The sequence below is a fragment of the Nesterenkonia sp. genome, assembly GCF_029265375.1.
Classification (GTDB): domain Bacteria; phylum Actinomycetota; class Actinomycetes; order Actinomycetales; family Micrococcaceae; genus Nesterenkonia.
In genome coordinates this window covers 1-2526 of the sequence record NZ_JAJUJJ010000055.1, presented here as the reverse complement: position 1 = coordinate 2526, position 2526 = coordinate 1, and the positions used below count along the sequence as shown (strand labels likewise).

Sequence of the window (2526 nt, the reverse complement as noted above, 5' to 3'; positions counted from 1 at the left end):
GCCAGCCGGGCGTTCTCTGCCTCCAGCTCCTCGACGGTGCGGCGCTTAGCAGGCTGGGTGGCCTGCCGCTCGGCCTCGACCCACCGGCCCAGAGTCTGAGGCTTGACCCCGATCTCATCGGCCACAGCCTTGATCGTGCGCCCGGTATCGATCACCAGCCGGGCCGCTTCCTTCTTGAACTCCGGAGTGAAGCTCCGACGCTTCCTATTCATGGTTTCCATCGTGACACCTCTCTGGCAACAGCGGAGGCTGCTACCTATCTCAGATGTCCACTACTTCAGGGTAGGCCCATATCAAAGACAATTTCTGCGAAGGGGTTGTTCTGCACGCCTGCCTCCAGCATCAGCCGGACCCGTCCTCGAAGTTTCCTGGGCTGGCTGATGCTGCGGGAGCGTTTTCTGCCAGCACCGTCTCGATCAAGGCCCTCAGCGTGCCTGGTTCCACGATGCCGACAATACGAGCCGAAACTCGTCCCTCCTTGTCGAGTACCAGAGTTGTAGGAACTGCGGAGGGATGTGCGTAGTCGGTCATCGCCATCATGACCTGACCGGTTCGATCTTCCATAGAAGGGTAAGTAATGCCGAAGTTTCGCTCGAAAGCTTCAGCCGTAGGCTGCGTGTCCCGGGTATTGACCCCGAGGAACTGGACACCCTCGGGCTCGAACTCTTCGTGGATCGCCTGTAAATCAGGAGCTTCGGCCCGACATGGAGGGCAGGCGGCATACCAGAAGTTCAGTACGCTTACCCGGCCTTCGAAGGTCTCGGCCGTGATCTCAGTCCCATCGAAGAGAGTGGATTCGAAGGCTACGGGTTCACCACGGCTTTCGGGGGCGAACTCTTCCACGGAGCCGTCCCCGGCTACGTAGTTCGTGCCGTCGTTGGAAGCACGTTGGGCTAAGTCGTCGTTGTCTGACCCGCAGGCGCTCAGGAGAAACGCAGCGGAAGTCAGGCTGATGGCGGCGATAGCATGCCGCCGGTTTAGAGGTTCATATGGCAAGTTCATGGATGAGATCCTCCTTCGTGAGTAATGAGTACGTTCTTGGGCGCTGACGTGTAGCTAGGAGGCCATGCGAACAGTGATATTTACTGTCAGGAGAAGTTGAAGGCTGCGATATTGACCAGGAGACCAACGAGGACAAACCAGGCAAGGATCGCGATGTCGTGACGCCGAATCATGACGTGTGCCAGGCGGCGCCCGTAGCCGGTCCAGTTCCGGCTCCAGCGACTCGCAGACTCCACAGTGACGTACCACAGGGAGAGGAACATCGCTGCCCACACGAGCATGCAGTAGGGGCACAGGGCCTGGATGCGGAACAAGCTCTGATACATCAGCCAGCCCACAAATAGAGTTCCGAAGGTGACGCCGATCTGCAGTCCGGCCCAGTACCAGTGCGACATCTGAGCTCGGCCAAGAAGCGCTGCTCCTGTTGCTGCAATCACGGCAAAACCAGCGATGCCCAGGTATGGGTTCGGAAACCCGAAGACTTCTGCCTGCCAGGAGGTCATCACTGGGACACAGGAGAGGGTCTCTCCCAAGGTGCAGCTCGGGGAGTAGAACGGATTGATCAGTAACCAGTACTTCTCTACCGCGAGGACAAATGACGGGACGAAACCAAGTAGGCCAGCAGCCAGGAGGATGAAACCGGTAAACCGGTGAGAAAGTCCTGGTACGGGGCGGCTCTCAGGGATGTCCGGTGTTGTTGGAGTCTGAAACATATCCGGTGTCATTGGTCGCTGCTGAGAGCTTCGTCAATGGGGTCCGTGAGATCGGTCAAGGTCTCTGGGGCGATGAATTCGTCGTTGACGAAGAACGAGGGTGTCCCTTGTAGCCCGAGCGCGACTGCATCTTCAAAATCGGACTGAACACGTTGCGCAACGTCATCCGAGTAGTAGTCAGCCTCCCATTGCTCGACATCAAGCCCCAGTTCCTCGGCAAAACCTCGGAATACTTCATCCTGAGGTTCCTCGTTGTGACTCCACTCTTCCTGCGTCTCGAACATCAGTCGGTACATCCCCTCGAGTTCACCCTGGCGAGCGGCGGCCTCGACAGCATGAGCTGCCTGACGCGAGTTGGGATGGCCATCGAGCGGGAAGTAGCGAATGACGAAGGTCATCTCGCCCTCATACTCTTCGCGCAGTTCCTCAACAGCAGGATAAACAGCACCACATGCTTCACATTCAAAGTCGAGGAATTCTACGAATGTCACGGGGCTGGAGGGAACATCATCCAGACGATGCGAGTCCTCCCTGACAATGAGGTCACTGTCCACTGCCGGGGGGTTCGCTGTCGCCGTATCCGCGGCCGACTCAGTCTCTTCGGGTGAGTTTTGGAATAAGAGAACAAGCAACGCAATGAGTGCTACCGCAAGGCCACCTACGACGAGGAGTGGGCCTACCCTGAAGTAGTGGACATCTGAGATAGGTAGCAGCCTCCGCTGTTGCCAGAGAGGTGTCACGATGGAAACCATGAATAGGAAGCGCCGGAGCTTCACTCCGGAGTACAAGAAGGAAGCGGCCCGACTGGTGC

4 protein-coding genes are annotated in these 2526 nt (G+C 57.9%); all 4 read right to left on the bottom strand.

Annotated features, from left to right (window positions below; all coding sequences use genetic code 11):
* Positions 1–221: transposase (locus Q1K09_RS12995; protein WP_300345901.1), on the bottom strand; the 221-nt coding region annotated here is incomplete at its 3' end.
* Positions 222–342: 121 nt separating this feature from the next.
* The gene (locus Q1K09_RS12990) at positions 343–1002 is read right to left on the bottom strand and encodes a TlpA disulfide reductase family protein (protein WP_138254233.1); all 660 of its coding nucleotides are present in this window, start codon (positions 1000–1002) and stop codon (positions 343–345) included.
* 86 nt (positions 1003–1088) lie between these two features.
* Positions 1089–1715, bottom strand: a complete 627-nt coding sequence (locus Q1K09_RS12985) for a vitamin K epoxide reductase family protein (RefSeq protein WP_300345899.1) — start codon at positions 1713–1715, stop codon at positions 1089–1091.
* A gap of 8 nt (positions 1716–1723) precedes the next feature.
* Positions 1724–2206 carry a thioredoxin domain-containing protein gene (locus Q1K09_RS12980; protein WP_300345898.1) on the bottom strand — a complete coding sequence of 161 codons (483 nt, stop codon included), beginning with the start codon at positions 2204–2206 and terminating at the stop codon, positions 1724–1726.
* Positions 2207–2526: the final 320 nt, after the last annotated feature.